The organism is Sporosarcina sp. P1, assembly GCF_002743155.1.
Lineage (GTDB): Bacteria > Bacillota > Bacilli > Bacillales_A > Planococcaceae > Sporosarcina > Sporosarcina ureae_B.
Map to the genome: position 1 here is coordinate 1 of NZ_PDYS01000019.1, position 21,340 is coordinate 21,340.

17 protein-coding genes are annotated in these 21,340 nt (G+C 42.0%); 11 read left to right on the forward strand and 6 right to left on the reverse strand.

The genetic code is table 11. The features are described 5' to 3' along the window. Positions 1–380: 380 nt before the first annotated feature. Positions 381–695, reverse strand: a complete 315-nt coding sequence (locus CSV73_RS14175; protein ID WP_085131265.1) for a peptidase M4 — start codon at positions 693–695, stop codon at positions 381–383. Positions 696–897: 202 nt separating this feature from the next. On the opposite strand from CSV73_RS14175, the gene CSV73_RS14180 reads away from it, so the two are divergent. The 9 genes from CSV73_RS14180 (at position 898) to CSV73_RS14220 (ending at position 10,706) form a co-directional block, all read left to right on the forward strand. Then, a complete protein-coding gene (locus tag CSV73_RS14180; RefSeq protein ID WP_099627905.1) occupies positions 898–1,971 on the forward strand; it encodes a M42 family metallopeptidase in 1,074 nt (357 codons plus the stop codon). Positions 1,972–1,999: 28 nt separating this feature from the next. Beyond that, positions 2,000–2,515 (forward strand): DUF84 family protein, encoded by a 516-nt coding sequence (locus tag CSV73_RS14185; protein ID WP_099627906.1) that lies wholly within the window; start codon positions 2,000–2,002, stop codon positions 2,513–2,515. 78 nt (positions 2,516–2,593) lie between these two features. Then, on the forward strand, positions 2,594–3,112 hold the full coding sequence (locus CSV73_RS14190) for a hypothetical protein (RefSeq protein WP_085131262.1): 519 nt from the start codon (positions 2,594–2,596) through the stop codon (positions 3,110–3,112). Positions 3,113–3,145: 33 nt separating this feature from the next. Further along, positions 3,146–3,961 (forward strand): DUF1444 family protein, encoded by an 816-nt coding sequence (locus tag CSV73_RS14195; RefSeq protein WP_099627907.1) that lies wholly within the window; start codon positions 3,146–3,148, stop codon positions 3,959–3,961. Beyond that, positions 3,958–4,569 carry a YtpR family tRNA-binding protein gene (ytpR, locus tag CSV73_RS14200; RefSeq protein ID WP_099627908.1) on the forward strand — a complete coding sequence of 204 codons (612 nt, stop codon included), beginning with the start codon at positions 3,958–3,960 and terminating at the stop codon, positions 4,567–4,569. Before CSV73_RS14195 ends, ytpR begins: the two co-directional genes overlap by 4 nt. A 198-nt stretch (positions 4,570–4,767) precedes the next feature. Further along, positions 4,768–7,815 carry a DNA translocase FtsK gene (locus CSV73_RS14205; RefSeq protein WP_233202907.1) on the forward strand — a complete coding sequence of 1,016 codons (3,048 nt, stop codon included), beginning with the start codon at positions 4,768–4,770 and terminating at the stop codon, positions 7,813–7,815. A 129-nt stretch (positions 7,816–7,944) separates the two neighbouring features. Continuing rightward, a complete protein-coding gene (gene murC / locus CSV73_RS14210) occupies positions 7,945–9,258 on the forward strand; it encodes a UDP-N-acetylmuramate--L-alanine ligase (protein ID WP_099627910.1) in 1,314 nt (437 codons plus the stop codon). 162 nt (positions 9,259–9,420) lie between these two features. Continuing rightward, positions 9,421–9,873, forward strand: a complete 453-nt coding sequence (locus CSV73_RS14215) for a DUF948 domain-containing protein (RefSeq protein WP_085131257.1) — start codon at positions 9,421–9,423, stop codon at positions 9,871–9,873. A gap of 56 nt (positions 9,874–9,929) precedes the next feature. After that, on the forward strand, positions 9,930–10,706 hold the full coding sequence (locus tag CSV73_RS14220) for a YtxH domain-containing protein (RefSeq protein ID WP_099627911.1): 777 nt from the start codon (positions 9,930–9,932) through the stop codon (positions 10,704–10,706). 105 nt (positions 10,707–10,811) lie between these two features. Here CSV73_RS14220 and CSV73_RS14225 read toward each other — a convergent pair whose 3' ends face one another. Next, positions 10,812–12,893, reverse strand: a complete 2,082-nt coding sequence (locus tag CSV73_RS14225; protein ID WP_233202908.1) for a cell division protein FtsA — start codon at positions 12,891–12,893, stop codon at positions 10,812–10,814. A 220-nt stretch (positions 12,894–13,113) separates the two neighbouring features. Between CSV73_RS14225 and CSV73_RS14230 the strand changes: the two genes are divergently transcribed. Then, positions 13,114–14,196 carry a bifunctional 3-deoxy-7-phosphoheptulonate synthase/chorismate mutase gene (locus CSV73_RS14230; RefSeq protein ID WP_085131255.1) on the forward strand — a complete coding sequence of 361 codons (1,083 nt, stop codon included), beginning with the start codon at positions 13,114–13,116 and terminating at the stop codon, positions 14,194–14,196. A 133-nt stretch (positions 14,197–14,329) separates the two neighbouring features. Further along, positions 14,330–15,331, forward strand: a complete 1,002-nt coding sequence (gene ccpA / locus CSV73_RS14235) for a catabolite control protein A (protein ID WP_085131254.1) — start codon at positions 14,330–14,332, stop codon at positions 15,329–15,331. A gap of 119 nt (positions 15,332–15,450) precedes the next feature. Here ccpA and CSV73_RS14240 read toward each other — a convergent pair whose 3' ends face one another. From CSV73_RS14240 to CSV73_RS14255, 4 genes are all read right to left on the reverse strand, one after another. After that, entirely contained in the window at positions 15,451–16,605 is a 1,155-nt protein-coding gene (locus CSV73_RS14240; RefSeq protein ID WP_099627912.1) for an acetoin utilization protein AcuC, read from the reverse strand. Further along, positions 16,602–17,246 carry an acetoin utilization AcuB family protein gene (locus CSV73_RS14245; RefSeq protein ID WP_085131253.1) on the reverse strand — a complete coding sequence of 215 codons (645 nt, stop codon included), beginning with the start codon at positions 17,244–17,246 and terminating at the stop codon, positions 16,602–16,604. Before CSV73_RS14245 ends, CSV73_RS14240 begins: the two co-directional genes overlap by 4 nt. Positions 17,247–17,261: 15 nt before the next feature. Beyond that, on the reverse strand, positions 17,262–17,894 hold the full coding sequence (locus CSV73_RS14250) for a GNAT family N-acetyltransferase (RefSeq protein ID WP_099627913.1): 633 nt from the start codon (positions 17,892–17,894) through the stop codon (positions 17,262–17,264). A gap of 277 nt (positions 17,895–18,171) precedes the next feature. After that, positions 18,172–21,120 carry a transglycosylase domain-containing protein gene (locus CSV73_RS14255; RefSeq protein ID WP_099627914.1) on the reverse strand — a complete coding sequence of 983 codons (2,949 nt, stop codon included), beginning with the start codon at positions 21,118–21,120 and terminating at the stop codon, positions 18,172–18,174. Between the last annotated feature and the right edge of the window lie 220 nt (positions 21,121–21,340).

Sequence of the window (21,340 nt, forward strand, 5' to 3'; positions counted from 1 at the left end):
TACTTACAGTATCTGCAAAGGTATGTACTTTTAGGTAGACGAAATTCTTAACTTACAATAAAAAATATTTTGGGTCACTAGTAAAGTCCGATAAACCTTGTCATTATCATCTTTTCAAGAGGGAGTCGCCGCCTTCCTCTTACGATCAACTGGTGTTGTGTTCTTGAGCTGGAAACCTTATGCAATGTTAAACATTAAGTGCTAGAGACAGATCCCTTTTACGAGGGGTTTGTCTTTTTCTGTATGGAGAAGTACATTTTAAAAGATAGTTACGTAAAATCTTAAGCTGGACGCATTTAAAATTCATTTAAACAAAAAAAGAGACTACCCAAGAAGTAGATACTACTCGGATAGCCTCTTTACGTCTATTTACTTACTGATTACTGACGAACTAGCTCTACGACAGTGCCTGTTTTCGCATCTGCTGCGAATTCGAATTGCTCGAGCTTGCCGTCTTTCATGCGTGAAACGCCACCACGGTATACGTCCATTGAAATTACGTGATTTGTGTAAGGTTCTGGTTTCATCACGATCCACGAACCGTCGATTGGTCCTTCTTCTTTAAATGCATCTTTTACTTTTTTCAATACGTTGTCAGCAGGTACTTCCTCATTGTAACGATTAAATGCCTCATTCACTACTACGCCTGCAGCAACTCCAGTTAAGATTCCAGCTAAAAAGTCTTTTACTTTCATGTCTAATTGCAGCCTCCTTCGCAAATCTTTTCTTATAGTGTAACATAGTTTAAAAGTGCATGGCGATTCAAAAGTGTTTTCAAATTTGTAAATCGGTAGAATATGGCACTATTGTGTAAAGCAAATGCTTAACCTAATTAGTATTCATCTGTTTGGTATGTGGATATACTACACATAGACAATAAAAAAGTGAGGGATTTAGATGAAAAAAGAAACATTAGAGTTATTTCGTACATTGACTGAACTTCCGGGCGCACCAGGTAATGAATACCGTGTCCGGGCTTTTATGCGTGAGCAGTTAGCACAGAACTCGGATGAAGTTATTCAAGATGGCCTAGGCGGCGTGTTTGGTGTTCGGCACGGAAAAGAAGATCAGCCGAAAATTATGGTTGCCGGCCATATGGATGAAGTCGGCTTCATGGTAACAGGTATTACGGATAACGGAATGCTTCGTTTTCAGCCGTTAGGTGGCTGGTGGAACCAAGTCTTATTGGCGCAACGAGTCCAAATCATCACGGAAGACGCAGATATTCCCGGTGTCATTGGTTCTATTCCACCGCACTTGTTGAGTGACGCAGAGCGTAGCAAACCAATGGATATCAAAAACATGCTGATTGACGTCGGCGCTGATGACAAAGCAGACGCTATGAACTTCGGTATTCGTCCCGGTCAGCAGATCTTGCCAATTTGTCCGTTCACACCGATGGCGAATCCGAAAAAGATTATGGCCAAAGCGTGGGATAACCGCTATGGTTGCGGTCTTGCTGTAGAGCTATTGCAAGAAGTGAAAAATGAAACGTTGCCGAATACATTGTATTCAGGAGCAACCGTTATGGAAGAAGTCGGCTTACGTGGCGCACAAACAGCAGCGCGTATGATAGATCCCGATTTATTCTTCGCGCTCGATGCAAGTCCCGCAAATGATGCAAGCGGCAATAAAAAAGAATTCGGTCAGTTGGGAGAAGGGACTTTATTGCGTATTATGGACCGCTCGATGATCACACACCGTGGTATGCGCGAATTCATTTTAGATACTGCTGAAACTCACAATATACCGTATCAATACTTTGTTTCCCAAGGCGGTACGGATGCAGGGCAAGTACATGTCGCGAATAACGGCGTGCCAAGTGCTGTCATCGGTATTTGTTCTCGTTACATCCATACTGCAGCTTCCATTATCCACACAGATGATTATGCAGCAGCGAAAGAATTAATTACAAAACTAGTAAAAGCGTGCGATAAAACTACTGTGGAAACGATTAAACAAAACTGCTAAGCAGCTAAAGATGAAATGAGGATGTAGAATGGAATTCGTTGTTGGCTCTGAAAATCAGGCGAAAAAGCGTGCAGTGGTTCGGATGGTCGAACGCTATATGGAGAACAGCACCGTTTCTTCAGTGTCCGTTCAGTCTGGTGTTAGCGTACAGCCGATGAGTGAAGAAGAGACGCGGCAAGGGGCGATCAATCGTTCGATCACTGCGGCAAACAATGCTTTTGGCATAGGTTTAGAAGGCGGTGTCCATATGATTGGGGATACTATGTATCTCTGCAATTGGGGCGCCCTCACCACGCCTGAAGGCAAAACGTTTACTGCAGCAGGAGCGCAAATCCCTTTGCCGGAAGAATTAGCCAATGAAATTCGCCGTGGCCATGAACTAGGGGATGCGGTGGACACCTATTTTAAAAAGCAAAATGTTCGCATGTCAGAAGGGGCTATGGGGATGTTGACGGCACAACTTGTACCGAGGGATGCGTTATTTGAACATATTATGCAATTATTGATGGGCCAGCTCTTGTATAGCACGTCGCTACAGAGCTGACGATTGCAATAGCGTCGGGGTGCGATTAGAATAGGACTGATAGAAAATTGAACGAAAGTAGAGAAGGGGGGAACCTGAATGTTGCGAAGTGGAAAGGTTTTCTTGCTGTTGCTACTAGCTGTCGTATTGGTAGGATGTAATCAGAAAGTGGAAGTCCGTACTGACGATGCGTTTGTTTCAGCGAAAAAAGCATTCGAACTAAATAGCAAAAAAACGAATCAAACGGAGGGCGATATTGAATTCTATAAACCGCCAACTCTACGAATAGATAAAGAATCAACTTCTCAACAGATTGTGTTAACTAAACGAAATGATTCATTTTATCTAACGGTTAATCCGAATGAAAAGAAAAACAGTCAAGTGTATTATGACGTACTCTTGACGGATGAACCCGATCATTTAGTAGGTGCCCAAACATTTTCTAAAGATGAAGCATTTGGCTTTGTTGCTGTCATTCAAAAAGGTGAGAAGCAAGTAGAGTTAATCGCCAACGTAGGCGGAGCGAAAGTTGAAACTGTAACAAATGAAGAAAATACCGAGGCTTATTTAGAAAAGATGATGGAAATTGCTCGTTCGGTTCAGCATGACGACCAATAAGTAATTTTGAGTATTGAAGGAGAGGGTTAACGAATGGAAGCTGAAGATTTGGTAGAAGAACTAAAGAAACGCTTACCTAAAGAGAACTTCGATTGGCAATTTGACCGTCGAGCTGACAAGTTGCGGATTGTCCACCATACTCTTCATAAAGGCATGGATATTTCATTACCTGAAATTCTATCCAAGTATGAGCAGAAAAACGAACGAGCAATCGATGAAGTGGTGTATACCGTCTTGGAGACGTTTCGCGCCATGGAGAAGGAACAAGAGAAAGGATTCGCGGGAGAAAATACGATCTATCCCGTCATCCGTTCAACTTCATTCCCAACTAAAAGTTCTGCAGGACAAGCTTTCTTAACGAAAGACCATACAGCGGAAACACGTATTTTCTATGCGCTGGATTTAGGGAACACGTATCGCTTGATAGATCAAGGGATGCTGTCTGATCTGCAGATGACAGAACAGGAAATACAGGAAGTTGCGATGTTTAAAGTGAAGACGTTACCGACAGCGTATAAACAAGATATCGTATCGGATAATATATTCTACTTCATTAATAATAACGATGGGTATGATGCGAGTAGAATCTTGAATCAGCCATTCATGAAAGAAATGGAACAGAAAATCGAAGGACATATGGTCGTATCGGTTCCTCATCAAGATGTGTTAATTATTGGTGATATCCGGAATGAAACAGGCTATGACGTCGTGGCGCAAATAGCTATGCAATTTTTCACAACAGGTGCCGTACCTGTTACATCACTGTCTTTCATTTATGAAGATGGTAAGCTTGAACCGATTTTCATTATGGCGAAAAATAGATTAGCAAGAAGGGAAAAGAAAAAATGAATATATTTTATAATCCAGAAGGTGTTGGCGACGTATTGTTCGTTCAACTTACAACAGAAAGACCGACAGCAATTGCTGCGGAAAGAATAAACGATGTCACGTTGATCAAAGACGAAAAAACAGGAACCGTAGTAGCGTTCAATTTATTTGATGCATCTAGTTATTTGACGGTTTCAGCTGTTGGTCAAGTAGAACTGACAGAAGAGATTGGCGAACAATTACAAGCCGCATTAAAGAAAAATGACATTGATTTGGAATTGGAATTGGATTTCACTCCTAAATTCGTTGTTGGCTATGTTGCGGAAAAAGAAAAGCATCCAAATGCAGATAAATTGAACATTTGCAAGGTAGACGTAGGGGAAGAAACGCTGCAAATCGTTTGTGGCGCTCCTAATGTGGAAGCAGGCCAGAAAGTGGTCGTAGCAAAAGTAGGCGCTGTAATGCCTTCAGGTATGATCATTCGTGATGCCGAACTTCGCGGAGTAGCTTCATCAGGCATGATCTGTTCTGCTAAAGAACTTGATCTGCCAGATGCTCCCGACGCAAAAGGAATCCTCGTAGTAGCAGACGATATGAAAGTCGGGGAAGCTTTCGAAGGCAAGTTGTAAATATATCCATATAAAAAAGCTTTTGCACAAGCCTCGTTAAGCTTGTAGCAAAAGCTTTTTTGTATTATTGTTACAAAGAGTTATAAATCATCATTTTATACAGAAAGAACGTAGAACTGTTTGATTTCCTCCTAGGTAACCTGTTAAAATGAAATGATTGATATGAAAAGAGTGATATATTTGAGCTGGCTACGGAATATGAAAAGACGCCTTCAGCAAATGCAAGAAGGCGCTGAAAAAGATAACCCATTATATGAACAATCAACTACTGAAAATACTAGTGATAAAAATAACCAAAACCAAATTCAAAACGAAGATCTAGATGAAGATAAAAAAACAAACTTTCGGTTTCCGATCGTTTCTGACTACGAAATTTATGGATGGGAACCACAGATCCATCATGATGAATATACGAAAGACTATTTACAAGAAGAAGTGACAGAAGAAGACGCGTATGAAATACTTCCTTTAGAACAGAATGAACGTTGGCCAGGTCGTTATGAGCGCAGTGGAAATGTCTACCGAGCAGAAGCGAAACGAGATTTTGCTCATATCATTCCACCTACGTCAAGTCCATTGCCGCTACCGTTTTCCGGTAAAAAGCATGAACGTACATTGCACTCGGAGCCGCAACGGATTGAACCATATGAATCACGACGTCCTGAAATAGAAGTGGCTACTCGACAAAAAGAAGAACCCGTGAAGGTTGAGAAGCCGAAGAAATTCAGAAAACCATTTTCACCTACACATGTGCCTTCACCTATCTACGGATTAAGCACTAGTTCTCCAATTAGTGAGGCTATGGAATCAGTTATAGAAAAGAAAGATACAAAAGATCAAGAGTTACATGATCACTTAGAAATTCACGACGAAGAATTGCCTTTGTCGTTGATTTCCAATCAACAACCAAATAAGACACCATTATTCGCTAGTTCATCAGAAAAAAGACAGTCCGAGATGTCCTCAGCGGAAGAATATACTCAAGGAATAGAAGAAACTAAATCAGAAGTACCTGAAGAATCTACGCAACTAGTAGAACTGACTGAAGAAACACCCGTGCAAGAAGAGTCACTAGAAGTAGCTACACATGACGATGTACAAGATGACATCGAAGTAGCTGAAGTAACAATTGTGGAGTCAGAAGAATCGCTAGAAGTTATTTCACAAACGGAAGCTGCAGAGCAAGCTGAAACAGAAGTAGAGAAGCATGACTATGTCGCAACCGAAACAGAAGAAATTGTAGTAGATTCAGAAGCGCCGGTAACCGTTACGATTGAAGAAGAGATAGAAGCAGTTGAAGCAGTTGAAGAGATAGAAGAAATAGAAGAGATAGAAGAAATAGAAGAGATAGAAGAGATAGAAGAAGTTGAAGCAATAGAAGAAATAGAAGATGTAGAAGTAGAAGAAGCAATCGAATCGGATGAAGTAGAATCCGCTGTGGATGATCTAGAGGAACCAGCACAACCAGTTAAGAAAGAAAAAGTTGTGCCCTTTAATGTGTTGATGCTTAAATCCGATAAAGAAAGATTAGCGGCAAGAGTAGAAGAGCTCATTGCAGCGAATGCAACGAAAAAAGAGGTAGTAGATGAAGCGTCATTCGAAATAGAAATGGATCACGCTGTTGCGGAACAAACTGAATCGTCTGAAGCTAGACAAGCTGCACTGCCAGAACAACAGAAAAAAACTGCAGAATCGAACGTGGAAGAACTGGGATTGATCAAAGAAACAGAATCTATCGTAGTAGAATCTGACGTTGAAGTAACTGAAATGGTCGCTACGACTACTGAAACGATTGTAGAAGAGCCTGAAGAGGAACTAATCGAAGAAGAACCACCACATTATGGATTCCCGACGATGCAATTTTTAGCACCTCCAGAAGAAGAAATCGTGGATGAAGAGTGGCTTGCAGCGCAGTCTGCTACGTTAGAAGAAACTCTTTCCCACTTCGCTGTACAGGCGACTGTCGAACAAGCTGTGCAAGGACCAGCCGTCACGATGTTTGAGTTAACGGTCATGCAGGGGACGAAAGTAAGTAAAATTCGAAATCTTACCGACGACTTAAAATTGGCTTTGGCCGCTAGGGATATTCGTATCCAAGCGCCGATTCCAGGTACAAGTATGATCGGTATTGAAATTCCAAATCGCAAAACACGTGCTGTTCGAATTTCAGAGGTTATTGACAGTGATTCATTTATGAAATCAGACTCGCCTTTAGAGGCTGTATTGGGATTAAGTTTGACAGGGGAGCCGCAAACAATTGATCTCCGAAAGATGCCACACGGAATGATCGCTGGTGCAACAGGCTCCGGTAAATCCGTTTGTATCAACTCTATACTGATCAGTTTGCTGTATAAAGCTTCACATCATGATCTGAAACTATTGCTCATTGATCCGAAAATGGTGGAATTGGCACCATACAACGGCATTCCTCACTTGTTGAGTCCGGTGATTACGGATGTGAAAGCGGCGACTGCAGCATTGAAATGGGCGGTCAATGAGATGGAAAGACGCTATGAATTATTTGCGCATTCCGGAGTACGTAATATCGAACGCTATAACGAAATGGTTATGGCATCACGACGTTTCTCTTTAAAGATGCCGTATATTTTAGTAGTGATTGATGAGTTAGCAGATTTAATGATGATGGCACCTGCGGACGTAGAAGTGTCGATCAGCCGAATCACTCAAAAAGCTAGAGCGTGTGGTATTCATTTAATCATCGCAACTCAGCGACCTTCTGTTGATGTCATTACTGGAACGATTAAAGCCAATATCCCGACTCGCATAGCATTTGCTGTGTCTTCTCAAGTAGATTCAAGAACTATTTTAGATACAATAGGGGCAGATCGCTTACTTGGTAAAGGGGATATGCTGTATTTAGGCAATGGCCAATCGGCTCCTGTCCGTCTTCAGGGGACATTTGTCACGGATGATGAAATCGAGCGTATAATAGAACATGTTCGTAATGAAGCAGAACCGAATTACTTATTCGGCCAAGATGATTTATTAGCGGCCGCTGTCCGAGAAGAGGAATCGGATCCGTTATTTGAGCAAGCCTGCAACTTTGTCATCGAGCAGGGGAGTGCATCCACTTCGTCATTACAGCGCCATTTCAGCATCGGGTATAACCGGGCGGCCAAGTTAATCGACCGAATGGAAGCCAATCAATTTATATCTGAGCAAAGAGGAAGCAGAGCGCGCGACGTCTTTTTGACTGAACAAGCATTTGAAAGCTTCATGAAATAATGAAATCATAGTTCCTATCCAAAGGTTTGATCAAACGCATGGTATACTATGACAAGAAATAATCTTCTCGTCTATTACAGACAATTGAAGATAAAAAGTGGGATGAAAGAACTCCCGGGAGGTTTCAATATGACATTGTTACATTTTACTGGCATAAAAGGATCAGGAATGAGTTCCCTTGCCCAGTTGCTGCATGACTCTGCGTATAAAGTTCAAGGTTCGGATGTGGAAAAATACTTTTTCACAGAAGATCCCTTACATGAAAGAAATATAAAAGTACTGCCATTTGACGAAAATAATATTCATCCAGGTATGAAAGTGATTGCGGGAAACGCATTTAAAGATGATCATCCTGAATTACTACGGGCAGAAGAACTTGGGGTAGAAGTTATTCGTTATCATGATTTCCTTGGCAACTATATGGAACAATTTACTTCCATCGGTGTGACGGGAACGCATGGTAAAACGTCTACAACGGGCTTGCTTGCGCATGTATTGGGTGGCTTTGCGCCAACTTCTTACTTAATTGGAGACGGTACAGGCAAAGGTATCGAGAATGCGGAGAACTTTGTATTCGAAGCATGTGAATACAAACGCCATTTTTTGGCATACCATCCAGACTACGCCATCATGACAAATATAGATTTTGATCATCCGGATTACTTCACAAGTTTGGACGATATCTTGGACGCTTTCGGACAGATGGCGAGTCAAGTGAAGAAGGCGTTAATCGCTTGTGGTGACGACGATAATCTTCAGAAACTCCAATGCCAAGTTCCGATTGTCTATTATGGCTTGGATTCATCCAATGACTTTTACGCAGCAAATATAGAAAAAGATGAAAACGGCTGTTCGTTTGACGTGTTCATCCGAAATGAATTCTATCATCGTTTTACGATTACATTAACAGGCGATCATGCCATTAGAAATGCGTTGAGTGTTATTGCACTCTGTCATTATGAAAATATTCCAGCTGAAATTGTAAATGAACGCTTTGCGTCGTTTACAGGTGTGAAAAGACGTTTTTCTGTCTTGGAATTAGATGACCGTGTCATAGTGGATGACTATGCGCATCATCCTACTGAAATCCGCGCAACATTGGATTCGGCACGTCAAAAATATCCGAATCGTGAAGTGATTGCGGTTTTCCAACCGCATACATTCAGCAGAACCGCTGCGATGTTAGATCAATTTGCAGAAAGTTTATCTGAAGCAGATCATGTATATTTATGTGATATCTTTGGATCTGCACGAGAGAAAGTCGGTAGTTTAACGATCCATGATTTGATAGATAAAATCCCTAATTCCCAACATTTGAAAATAGAAGATATGTCAGATTTAGAAGCACATCAAAATTCTGTAATCTTATTTATGGGAGCCGGAGATATCCAATTATATTTAAAACAATTTAAGTCTGACATTACTAAAGAAGAAACAGCCTAATCTCTTATGAGAGGGCTGTTTCTTCTTTTTTTAAGACTTTTTTTCGTTACGTTAAAGGATATTACCTAGTTATGTCGAACAGGAGTAGTAGGACGAAAAGTTTAGAAACTCTAAAAGAGGGGTAAAGTTTTCGTAAGAATATGCTCTAGGAGGATAACGTAAGTGATCAATTTACTTTACGTTGCAGCAGTGATTGCCGCAATCGCATTTCTTATTCTTTGTGTAAGTCTAGCCAAGACACTGGGGTCGTTAAAGACATCTTTACAGAGTGTCTCGCATACAGTAGATGACTTATCAAAGCAATTAGAGGGAGTGACTACAGAAAGTACACAACTCCTTCAAAAAACCAATCAGCTAGCCGAAGATTTACAAGGAAAAGCGGACAAGCTGAACACTGTGGTGGAGGCGGTAAAAGGAGTAGGTGACTCGGTGAATACTCTTAATCAATCAGTTCATCGAATCTCAAGCTCCGTAACTACCCAAGCCGAACAAAACAGTGACAAAATCGCGCAAGTAGTACAGTGGGGAACCGTTGCAGTGAATCTGTATGATCAAGTAAAGGAACGGCAACCTAAAAAGTCCGCTGGCTGGACAGTATACAAATCGCGCTCCTAGTACAAGCATTTTCCTTTAAAACATACAAAAAAGTTAATTAACAGGAGGAAGAAAAAATGACAGAAAACAAACCGAACTATAACGACAACACAGGTAACTACTCTAATACGTATGGACAGCCACAATACCCAGCGAACTACACATACCGTTCGACAAATGATCTGTATGATGAAGATAGCAGCGGTACAGGTAGTTTCATTGCCGGTGCAATCATTGGTGGTGTAATCGGAGCGGCAACTGCATTGTTCTTAGCGCCGAAGACAGGCCGTGAAATGCGAGAAGATTTAACTACACAAGCTTCACAATTAAAAGATAAGAGTATTGAATTAAGCTCCACAGCAAAAGATAAAGCAGTAGAGCTATCAAGCACAGCAAAAGATAAAGCAACTGAATTATCAAGTGCAGCAAAAGATTACACAGCTGAATTCACGGATACGGCAAAAGAAAAAACTGCAGCGTTCACTACAGCCGCAAAAGAGAAGACTTCTGAGTTGTCTCAAAACATCCAAGAACAATCAGGGCAGTTAGTAGACAAAGTGAAGTCTGCGAAGTCCAAAGCGAATGTTCCAATGGACGATGGTACAGTATCATCTGAAGGTGAAGAAGCAACTGATTATAAAAGTACAAAAGAAAACAATGAAAAATCAGGAGAACTTTCAAAAGTAAAAGAAACATCAAACAAAAATGAAGTTCAAGGTAAAGCTGACAACTCTTCAAACAAAAACAATGATAATAAATCTTCTAAAGCAAACGCTTCTGCTAAAAAGGATTCTAATCAGTCTAAAACAAACAACTCCTCATCAAACAATAACAATAAAATTCATTCTAAATAATAGCGAAAACCTTCCTTCACGGGAAGGTTTTTTTATATGTACTAGTAAAGAAAAAGGAGAATAGGAAAAAGCTACGCCAGGCGGTTTTTCCGCACAGCGTAGCTTTTATTCAAATACAATTTCCAGTTGATCTCCACCGAATATCCATTCATTGAAGCGAATGGATTCGCCATTACGCAATAAGTAATAGGCGGCGGTAGATTGAGACGGTAATGAAAAATCAGTGAATGAAAATATATCACTGAATAGTATAGGGGAATTAGGTAATGACTTGAACTCCACTTGGTCATTAGCTTGTACTTGGTAGTCAAGACTAGCTGGTTGTCCGTTTACATACACGGTAGTTCGTTGTTTTTTGATCACCACAGGCTCATCATTAAATGTTACGTCGGCACGCTCCTCTAGAACGATACCTAACTCCCTAGCTATTTCCTTCAAGGAAAGAGGGGCAGGTTGACGCGTTTCAATACTATCGTTTGCGTGAATTTGATAGTCGGCTGAGACTGGTTGTCCGTTTGCGATGTAGACGATCTCACGCTTCCTCAGACGATGGGGAGTTCCATCCCATGCCACAGTGAACGATTCTGTCCCCAAACTTACATGAGACGCTATCACATCTTGTATTCTATTCGTTGGATTCACTATCAGTTCATCCCGATCCGCAATCTCGGTATCCATTGTCACCGTCTTTCCGTTAAGCAACATTACACCGGTAATCGTCTGTGTTACACCGTCCAACTGATAATGTATCGGTTCGAGCGCATCTACCACGTCTCTGACTGTCGCTGAAGCATCTGTGCCGTCTTTACCGAACAGTAGCTCAATGTGGTCTTGGTGCCCGACAAGATCCTTCGTGCCGACTTCAGTACCGTTTAACAGGATAGTAGTGGATGAGCCGTGCTCGCCAGGGAGTGTTCTCCACTGCCCGTTTACTTTTACAGTCAGTGCCAGTCCAGGTCTACCGTATAACTGACGAGCAGTAATGCGGGCTGCTAGCAGTGCATCGCCTACTGTAAGCTCTTTTAGCTCGAATAATCGAACGGATTGGTCGTTGACGGTTAAGGAAATGTAATGAATCGGAGCTCTTTGCGCTGCGATTGCAATGCCGATTGGCGTTACGAGCGCAGGAGAGGCTTCGATTTGGTCGGAAAGTGTAACACCTGACAGCGCATCGAGACTTCGAATGGCTACGCGGTTCTCAGGAAGGTCTAGTTGCGTACTCACTTCTTTCGTTAATGTAGGTGTTAATCCTCCACCTCCAACAATCATCACGGCTTGCGGAGAAGAGTGATGATTCAATCGTTTGATTTCATTCGCAATGGATAACGCTACATGTTTCACTGAAGGTCTGATGACATCGATTACTTCTTCTGAAGGTATTTTTTGTTCGAATCCTAAAATGTCTTGAACCGTCAACACCTCTTGTTCAGTAATTTGTCGCTTCATTTGTTCAGCTAATGGAAAATCGAGCAAGTAGTGTACACTTAGTGCTTCGGTCATTTCGTCTCCCGCAACAGGTACCATTCCATATGCTGTCACGGTATTATCCCTGACAATGGCAATATCTGATGTGCCGGCTCCAATATCGACCAACGCGATATTCAATCTCCTCATGGAAGGAGGTACGAGCACATGAATAGCAGCAATCGGCTCGAGTGTTAAAGCTTCCATTTCCAAATCAGCCCGCTTTAACGCGGCAAGTAAGGATTCTACAACCACTCGTGGTAAAAATGTGGCAATGACTTCTACGGTAGCTGATTTCCCTTTTTGATCAATCAGACTTCCAATCTGTTCATCTTGCAATTTGTAATATAAGACAGAATAACCTACGCAATAATAGTGATCGTCCTCTTGCGATTGATGAGCGGATAGTAATTTTTCCTGTGCGTTTTGTACAGCTACTAATTCCAATCGATTAATATCTTCTTTTGACATCAATGTGCGATCTGAAATGTCTACCGTCACAGTTCCTTCTGCTGTTTTCAATGAACGTCCTGCTGCCGCAACACTAACACGTTTCAGAGGTCCGTGAATTTCTTCCAATTGTTCTTTGATTTCTTGAATTATAGACGCCACGCTTACAATATTATGTATTTGTCCATCAATCATCGATCGTTCTTTATGTTCTTTAGAAATCAAGTCTACAATATGGAATGAATCGTTTTGTTCTTCTAGTACAATGCCCACAACGGTGCGAGTCCCGATATCAAGAGCGAATAGCTTAGTAGCCAGGATTTCCAACCTCTTTTCAAGTTTTTTTCTATTGGAAAATAGTGAATATTTATTTATTCGATGAAATTGCGTGACTTTTCTATGAGTATTCATTATACTAGGTCTATTATATAAAAATGTACCATAGATTCCGGTGTTAGAAAAGGAAGATATGTACGGGGAGGAGACAGGTATTATGAGCAAGCAAGATTTAGGTGAGTTGAGAGGTACTATTGATCAATTGAACTTAGATATTCTTAAATTGATCAATGAACGTACAGGCGTTATCCAAGAAATTGGTAAGTTAAAAGAAAAGCAAGGTGTAAATAGATATGATCCGATTCGCGAACGCGAGATGCTCAACGTCTTAAAGAAGGCAAACCATGGTCCTTTACCAGACGGTATCCTTGAACAGGTATTTAAATCTATTTTCATGTCAGCACTTGAAGTACAGCAAGATGAGCAGAAGAATGCATTGCTCGTATCCCGTACTAAAAAACCTGAAGACACGATTGTTGACGTAAACGGCCATAAAATCGGAGACGGACATCCATCTTTCGTATTTGGACCTTGTGCAGTAGAATCTTACGAGCAGGTTTTGGCAGTAGCGAAGTCGATCAAAGCAAAAGGATTGACGATGATTCGTGGGGGAGCTTACAAGCCACGTACATCTCCATATGATTTCCAAGGTTTAGGCCTTGAAGGTTTAAAAATTCTCAAGCGAGTTGCAGATGAAACTGGACTTTCAATCGTCACAGAAATCATTACACCGTCACACTTGGAGGAAGCGCTCGAATATATCGATGTGATCCAGATCGGTGCTCGTAACATGCAGAACTTCGAATTGCTGAAAGAAGCTGGAATGGTCGATAAGCCAGTTCTTCTAAAGCGTGGAATGTCTGCAACGATTTCTGAGTTCGTCAATGCAGCTGAATATATTATTTCTAAAGGTAATACGGAGATCATGCTATGTGAGCGAGGAATTCGTACATATGAGACGGCAACTCGAAACACGCTGGACATCTCTGCTGTTCCAATTTTGAAGCAAGAAACACATTTACCGGTATTCGTGGACGTTACACACTCCACTGGCCGTAAAGACTTATTGCTTCCGACAGCGAAAGCAGCAATCGCAGTAGGAGCAGACGGCGTTATGGCAGAGGTTCATCCGGACCCAGCTGTAGCATTATCGGATTCAGCGCAGCAAATGGATATTGAGCAGTTTGACAAGTTCTACGAAGAGATGACTCGCTTCATGAACACGCACCAAACGATCTAAAACATCCAACACCGTCCTTTATTAGTAAAGGTCGGTGTTTTTCTGTATAGAATGACAGGTTTCTTCACAGAAAAACACAAAAATCCAGCAGAACACGGTATACTAATAAAGTATAAAGACAGGAGGAGCAAAAATGGCTATCACTATTTACGATGTAGCGAGAGAAGCAAACGTATCGATGGCAACGGTTTCACGTGTAGTGAACGGCAATCAAAACGTGAAGCCGGCGACTCGCAAAAAAGTATTGGACTGTATTGAACGATTGGGATACCGGCCAAACGCCGTCGCTCGTGGACTTGCCAGCAAGCGTACTACAACGATTGGAGTAATTGTCCCCGATATGTCCAAGAGTTACTACGCCGAGTTATCTAGAGGGATTGCAGACGTTGCCACGATGTATGAATACAATATCATCATATCCAATTCGGACAAGAGTACCTCTCGGGAAGTGGAGTTGTTTGAAGATCATTTAGGCAAGCAAGTAGATGGATTGATCTTCATGAGTGATTCTATTTCACCTGAAGTACGGAAAGAAATGAAAACAGCGAACGTTCCAATCGTCTTGGCAGGGACATTGGATTTTGAAACCAATTTACCATCTGTCAATATTGATCATGAACAAGCGGCATATGATGTAACAAAGAAGCTAATCGACAATGGCCACCAGCGTATTGCGTTTGTTTCAGGACCATTTACGCGGGACATTAATCGACTGTGCAAGCGTGTTGGGTATATTCGTGCGTTGGAAGAAGCGGGGATGACGATTGACGAGTCATTGATCGTGGAAACCGACAATACGTATGATGACGCTTATGAGAGCTGGAATGTGCTCGGTAAGCTGTCTAATCCTCCAACGGCTGTCATGACGAGCAGTGACGAAGTCGCAATCGGTATTATGAATGGTGTGCGTGATGAGAATCTTAGAATTCCTGAGGATGTGGAGATTATTTGTTTCCAACACTCTATTCTTGCGCGTATTGTTCGTCCGCAGTTGACTGCGATTGTAGTACCTTTGTATGACTTGGGTGCCGTATCGATGCGTTTGTTGACAAAGTTGATGAATAAGGAAGAAGTAGAAGAGACCGAAGTGGTTCTGCCTTATTATTTGGAAGAGCGGCAGTCGGTTAAGAAGTAAACGGCATTCACTGTCTGTCACGAAGATGAATGGGTGTTTTGAATCTAAAACACTAAGACCTTATTTTTAAAAAATATAAACACGAAAAGCAACTTATCTTAGCGATAAGTTGCTTTTTATTATGATTTTCGAATGACGTGCAAAGCTCTCGTTAGCATTTGCTCATTTTTTTCGTTGATGTCACTTTTACGAGGAACGGGTTCATATAAGTCTTCAGGGTCTTCCCACGTCTCGATAAGGGAAACAGGTGATTGAGGTTGCCATTTATTTAGCCAAGCTTCTGGAAGTCTCCCTGTTGGTGTAGCGATGCCTTTCATAGTAAGCCATAAGTACGACCATGCCCGTGGCACTACACGCCAGATGTCGTATCCGCCACCGCCTATTGCAATCCATTTCCCATCACAGAATTCTTCTGCGATTTCTTTTGCTAGTTTCGGAATTTCTTCGTAAATCTTCATGGTGCCATACAGATGCGTGAGTGGATCGAAGTAGTGTGCATCTGCTCCGTTTTGGGTAAGAATGACGTCGGGCTTAAAGTGTTCCGCTACTTCCCGCAAGGCCGTCTTATAAATATGTAGGAACGATTCATCTTCTGTAAATGCGTCGACAGGGAAGTTGAATGAAGTGCCGTAACCTGCTCCGTTTCCTCGTTCTGTCACATTGCCTGTCCCAGGAAACAAGTAGCGACCTGTTTCGTGGATAGAGAATGTACAAACATTCGGGTCATCGTAAAACGTCCATTGCACTCCGTCGCCGTGGTGAGCGTCAGTATCCACATATAATACGCGAGCTCCATATTTTTGCTGTAAGTATTTGATAGCTACTGAACTATCGTTATAAATACAGAAGCCAGAAGCTTTCCCTTGGAAGCCGTGATGCAAGCCACCGCCGAGGTTCAGCGCATATCTTGAACGACCTTCCATTACTTCTTCAATCGCGGTTAGTGTACCGCCTACGAGCAATGCACTCGCTTCATGCATGCCGGTGAAGAAGGGTGTATCTTCCGTACCGATACCGTAAATACTCCCGATATTTTCGCTGACCTCACCTATACTCGCTTTTTTTACGATTTCGATATACTTTGCATCATGAGCCAGAAGCAATTCTTCATCTGTGGCTGTGCGTGGAATGACAATTTCATCTGGCTCGATCGTGTTCATTTCATCTAGTAAATCTTTTGTCAAAATGATTCGCTTTTGATTAAAAGGGTGGGTATCCGAAAATTCGTAGTTCAGTTGGTCGGGAGAAAAGATAAAACTCGCTTGTTTTTTCATAAGCCCATCTCCGGTTCGCTCGGCCAAAGAACTTCGAATCCTTGCTTTTTTAAACCTTCGATAATCGGAAGAGGGTTCATTCGCTTAATGCGAATAGCTAAAATTTTGTACTCCTCATTATCTTGATAAGGATAGACAAGGACACTCAGGACGTTTGTATTATGGTCGTGAAATACTTTAGATGCTTCATATAGAATACCCGGTGTGTTTGGAACGCGAATTTGGATATGTGAACTTGGCTGATTGGCACCTGTTAATTCAATATAGTTATACAGTAAATCAGTTTTAGTTAGAATTCCGACTAGTTGATAATTAGAAACGATGGGCAAACACCCAATTTCATACGTATAAAACATTAACGCAGCTTCCTCCGCAAAGTCTCGCGGATGTCCGATCAGTAAATCGGTTTTCATAATTTTGTCAAGTGTCGTTTCATAAAGTGAAGGTTCCAATCTCTCCGAAATGCTTGAAGGAGAAGCCTCTTTGACGTCACGGTCTGTAACTAGACCTTCTATCTGCCCGTCTTTTACGATGGGGATGTGGCGGATTCGTTTTTCCTTCATCAGTTGAACTGCATCTGCAATGGTGTGTGTAGAATTAAGCGTAATCACGTCTGTTTTCATAATGTCTTGTATTAGCATGATCATTCCTCACTTTCAGTAATTAACACGGTTTTTGAAACGCACTCGATCAAAGCGTTCGATGGATTCTTGATCGACTCGTTTTCCAATCCTTGCCATTAATGCATTGGCGGGGTGCGAGCAAATTTCGGGATCATCAGTAGAGAAGAATTCCAAGCCACCTGCCCGCATCATTTTCTCCATCATTTTGCGATAATCCCATACGGTCAACCCAGTTCCTTTTAGATCCCAGTGCCAATAATATTCAGTCGTAATAATAATATAATCTTCCATCGCATCATCCAACATCGATAATTCCAGTAAGGATTTCCCGATACGGGCGCCGCGATAAGCTGCAACTACTTCGACGGCGCCTAGTTCTATTAAATTGGCCAAGTCTGCTTCATACCAGCGTTCGAGTGGATCGGGATAGAGAAACGTAACATACCCAACAATCATATTATCGATTCTCGCTACATTGATCCGACCTTCAGGAAACGCGGCGATTTTCACTAAGGCTTGTTGTTGTTGTTTAGATGGACGGAATGCTTTCAGTCCTTCGTGAAATTCAAACGATGCCAGTCGCTCTGATGAAACAGGCCCTTCAATGACCAGTTCACCCTCGTCATGTGGAAATGATCTGGAAAAGTAGGTCTTTCTATGTTCCACACAGTTCACCTCTTCCTAATATTTCTACTCTTTGTACGTTCAAAAGCTCGATGTACGTTCAGTACGTGCTACTCTGTGTTAAGTATACAATTTATATTGGGGAAAAGTATATTATTATCATTAAATCACTGAATTGTTGGAATTTATAGGTGGATAGTAAAAATCGTGTGATTGGAATGAAGAAGAGGGAGGAGAAGTTTCTCCATCACGTTAGTAAAATCCTGGAGAGACAAAATAAAACCGGATGACAGTCTAGCATTGTCATCCGGTTCTTTAATTATTCTTTTGCTGCTGGAGCTGCATCCGGCTTTGGTTCCGGTGTAGCTTCAGGTGTTGTTTCTGGTGTAGATTCTGGTGTACTTTCCGGTTTAGTTTCCGGCTTCGATTCGGAATTTGTATCCGGTTTTGCGTCAGGCTTTGTTTCTGGAGTTGTCGTACCTGGTTTTGTTCCAGAGTCCGTATTTGGTTTTGGTTCCGCTTTTGGTGTAGGTGCGGCATTGGTTACGGTGTTCGAAGGCCCCGAAAGTTGTCCGGTAATATCCACTGCGCGCACACTGTATGAACCATATCCGACTTTAAACGATCTAGAAGCTCCGTCATGAACCGTACCGATTCTGGTACCGTTTTGATAGATGTAATACCCGACGACATCATTTGAAGCGGAACTAGTCCATGTAAGAACTGAACCATTTTGTGCTGCCGATACGGCTGTAGGTGGTACATTGTCTGCAGGGAATGTGCCGCCTGCGACACCGCTTGAATAACTGCCACGACCTGCAAGTAGTTTAGAAGGATTTCCGCCTAAGCGTCCAAGCATCCGCTTGCCGTATTCAGAAGTTACGCCAACTCCACCAGACGTGACAAATTCACGAGGAGTAGAAGCTAACGCCTGATACAGTTTACCATTCACTCGAACGGCTGCTGATGAAACAATACTGTCATCCGCTTTCGTAGGTACCATCTTTTTCGAATTAAATAAATCCGATCGAACGAGTCCTGCTGCTGAACAAGCGGCAGAAGGAGCGAGACCTGAAATGCCACAGAATGAACGTGTGACGACGCCATTAGGGCGTTTAAAAGTATCTCTCGCTTTAATGGTGTCAGGTATTACAGCGTTGGCTGTATTCATCAATTGTCCGTACAATCGTGCTGTCCGTTCTGATGGATGCATTTGACCACTGTTGTAGCCATGATATAACGGTGTATTCCTGTTTTTATAGCCCATCCAGACACCCAATGATACGTTCGGGTTATAGCCGACTAACCAAGCGTCTCCGTAATTCTGCGATGTTCCCGTCTTAGCAGCTAAATCCGGACGGAAATTCATCAAGCCAGGCAATCTTGCAGCCGTACCATATCCTTTTAATACATCACGCATCATATCGGTGATGATATAAGAAGTTTCGGGACTAAACACTTCCACTGGTTCTGCTTTGTGTTCAAATACTATATTACCTTTCATATCTTCAATTCGTTCGATCATATACGATTCGATGAATTGACCGCCATTGGCAAATGTAGCGAAAGCATTTGTGTTTTCCTCTACAGTGACATCCATCGTACCTAAGGATGCAGAAAGACCGCTGCCTGCCTGATCCGTAGCATTTTTAAATTTCATTTTCTTAAGGAAATCAATAGGGTTTCGATCTATTATCTGGTCATATAGACGAATAGTAGATAAGTTTTGTGAACGTGCCAGTGATTCGCGGGCCGGCAATACACCGAGCTCACGGTCAAAGTAGTTTCCGGGAGCGTAACTGCCTTTTCTAAACTTCACATCCACTAGTGGACTTCCCGCACCAATTACACCATATTCAATGGCAGGTGCATAAACCAGTAATGGTTTCATGGAAGAACCGTTTTGTCGGTAAGCTTGAGTAGAGTGATTCAATGCTTCAAGTTCGTAATCACGGCCACCAACGAATGAAAGTACTTTCCCGGTATGGTTTTCGATCATCGATGCACCGACTTGAACAGGGTTTTGTTTAGTAATCATTTTGCCAGATTCTTCATCCATTGTTTCAGTCGTATACGTATAACCGTAGTACCGGAAGCTGTCAGCCACTTCATTCATTTTGTCATACAGCTCTTTGTTGATAGTCGAGTAAATACGATAGCCGTCTGTTCGCATGGAACGGTCTGCCATGATTTCGTATTTTTCCTTGATCTTGGAATCTCCTTCAAAACGGTCTGTGTCGATACCATCTTTTTCAGCTAAAACTTCAGCTAAAATTTCGATCGTGCGATTTTGAATTTCTTGCGTGACATACGGATAACGTTCGGTTGCACGACGTGAAGGTTGTCTAAAGTCTTTAGTTACATCATAAGCTTTTGCTTCCTTCCATTCTGCATCCGTAATATACCCTGCATCACGCATTCTGAACAATACCGTTTTCATTCGGTTGACACCGTACATAAGTTTTTCCCGTTCTTTAATTCCTTGATTTTTACTGTAGAACGGTGTGTACGTATAAGGCGCTTGTGGAATACCTGCAATATACGCAGCTTGCGGTAAACTTAAATCAGCAGCTTTAATGCCGAAGATTCCGCGTGCGGCTGTTTCGATACCGGCGATATTCTGTCCCGACACATCCCGACCATACGGAATGATGTTCAAATAGGCTTCGAGAATCTCATCTTTCGTCATGAAGTGTTCCAAGCGCATAGCTAGCAAAATTTCTTTAGCTTTACGCTCATAAGAAACTTCGTTCGTCAAGATCTGGTTTTTCACTAACTGCTGAGTAAGTGTCGATCCACCTGTTTGACTGTCTGAGTTCGTCACATCTTGGAATACACCACGGAATATCGCTTTTGGCACGATACCATTGTGTTCTTCAAAGTATTCATCCTCAGTAGCCAGTACAGCGTCCAGTGCATACTGTGAAACTTGATCTAGCGTAATTTGTCGGCGTTCGATATCCGAGTTGATCTTGCCTAGATAAATATTGTCTGCAAAGTACATTTCAGATGTCTCTTCATAATTAAACACCTGATCACGAAGTTCTTCCTTAGAACGCAGAGGTTCTTCCGCAACGAGAGAAGCGAAATATCCTGCACCCACTGAACCCGCAAATACCGCCCCAATGACGGCGAAGATAATGAGTAATATAAACAAGTTCCAAAGTACGCCAGTTCCGATGCGAAGTTTTCTAGCCCAAGGCTCTTTTTTCGCTTGTTCAAACTTATCTTCGAGTTGCTTAATTCTATTATTCTTTTCGTTATTCAAAGTTTTCTCCCCCCAAAAATCTTACTCATTATATCACAGATTCAGGAGAAAATATGCAATAATTGTTGACTTTCATTGGAAGTTGGGTAAAATTGAACTCATACGAAATTACATGTCGAAAAAACCGAAGTAATGATAGTGAGTTCCGTTCTAGAGAGACAGCGGTTGGTGGAAGCTGTTCGGTGCACTATACATGAATTACAGTTTTGGAGTGTACGTT

What these genes read in the sequence shown, in the direction of transcription:
- CSV73_RS14175 (WP_085131265.1), bottom strand. Translation starts at nt 695, where the DNA reads ATGAAAGTAAAAGACTTTTTAGCTGGAATCTTAACTGGAGTTGCTGCA.
- CSV73_RS14180 (WP_099627905.1), top strand. Translation starts at nt 898, where the DNA reads ATGAAAAAAGAAACATTAGAGTTATTTCGTACATTGACTGAACTTCCG.
- CSV73_RS14185 (WP_099627906.1), top strand. Translation starts at nt 2,000, where the DNA reads ATGGAATTCGTTGTTGGCTCTGAAAATCAGGCGAAAAAGCGTGCAGTG.
- CSV73_RS14190 (WP_085131262.1), top strand. Translation starts at nt 2,594, where the DNA reads ATGTTGCGAAGTGGAAAGGTTTTCTTGCTGTTGCTACTAGCTGTCGTA.
- CSV73_RS14195 (WP_099627907.1), top strand. Translation starts at nt 3,146, where the DNA reads ATGGAAGCTGAAGATTTGGTAGAAGAACTAAAGAAACGCTTACCTAAA.
- ytpR (WP_099627908.1), top strand. Translation starts at nt 3,958, where the DNA reads ATGAATATATTTTATAATCCAGAAGGTGTTGGCGACGTATTGTTCGTT.
- CSV73_RS14205 (WP_233202907.1), top strand. Translation starts at nt 4,768, where the DNA reads ATGAAAAGACGCCTTCAGCAAATGCAAGAAGGCGCTGAAAAAGATAAC.
- murC (WP_099627910.1), top strand. Translation starts at nt 7,945, where the DNA reads ATGACATTGTTACATTTTACTGGCATAAAAGGATCAGGAATGAGTTCC.
- CSV73_RS14220 (WP_099627911.1), top strand. Translation starts at nt 9,930, where the DNA reads ATGACAGAAAACAAACCGAACTATAACGACAACACAGGTAACTACTCT.
- CSV73_RS14230 (WP_085131255.1), top strand. Translation starts at nt 13,114, where the DNA reads ATGAGCAAGCAAGATTTAGGTGAGTTGAGAGGTACTATTGATCAATTG.
- ccpA (WP_085131254.1), top strand. Translation starts at nt 14,330, where the DNA reads ATGGCTATCACTATTTACGATGTAGCGAGAGAAGCAAACGTATCGATG.
- CSV73_RS14240 (WP_099627912.1), bottom strand. Translation starts at nt 16,605, where the DNA reads ATGAAAAAACAAGCGAGTTTTATCTTTTCTCCCGACCAACTGAACTAC.
- CSV73_RS14245 (WP_085131253.1), bottom strand. Translation starts at nt 17,246, where the DNA reads ATGCTAATACAAGACATTATGAAAACAGACGTGATTACGCTTAATTCT.